This window comes from Aequorivita sp. CIP111184 (genome assembly GCF_900489465.1).
Classification (GTDB): Bacteria; Bacteroidota; Bacteroidia; order Flavobacteriales; family Flavobacteriaceae; genus Aequorivita.
The window spans coordinates 1-400 of the sequence record NZ_UEFQ01000037.1; the positions used below are offsets into that span (position 1 = coordinate 1).

Here is a 400-nt window from a genome sequence, read left to right on the forward strand (position 1 = left end):
AAACCCGCAACAAACCCAACTTCTAAAATTTCCTTCAGTATGTGTTAATGAACTTTTTTAAATCAAAAATCGACAATCGTTAATCCTTAATCTAAAATTATGTAGTCCCAGGCAGACTCGAACTGCCGACCTCTACATTATCAGTGTAGCGCTCTAACCAGCTGAGCTATGGGACTTTAAAAAAAAGTCTCCAATGTTCAGTATTCAGTTATCAGTTTTGATGTGCTGACACTGTACCTGTTGACTATAAATATTATAAAATTGACAGCTAAACCAAGCAAGACCCCTTTAATCTTCATATTAAGAGTCTCTCTTGTTGAATTTTCGGTCGTCTTTCTCTAGAAAGGAGGTGTTCCAGCCGCACCTTCCGGTACGGCTACCTTGTTACGACTTAGCCCCA

Annotated in this window: 1 tRNA gene and 1 rRNA gene; both read right to left on the reverse strand. The window is 39.0% G+C overall.

What is annotated here, in order from left to right:
• Positions 1-102: 102 nt before the first annotated feature.
• A tRNA-Ile gene (locus AEQU1_RS16155) sits at positions 103-176 on the reverse strand.
• Between the two features lie 166 nt (positions 177-342).
• A 16S ribosomal RNA gene (locus AEQU1_RS16160) occupies positions 343-400 on the reverse strand; the annotation flags it as partial.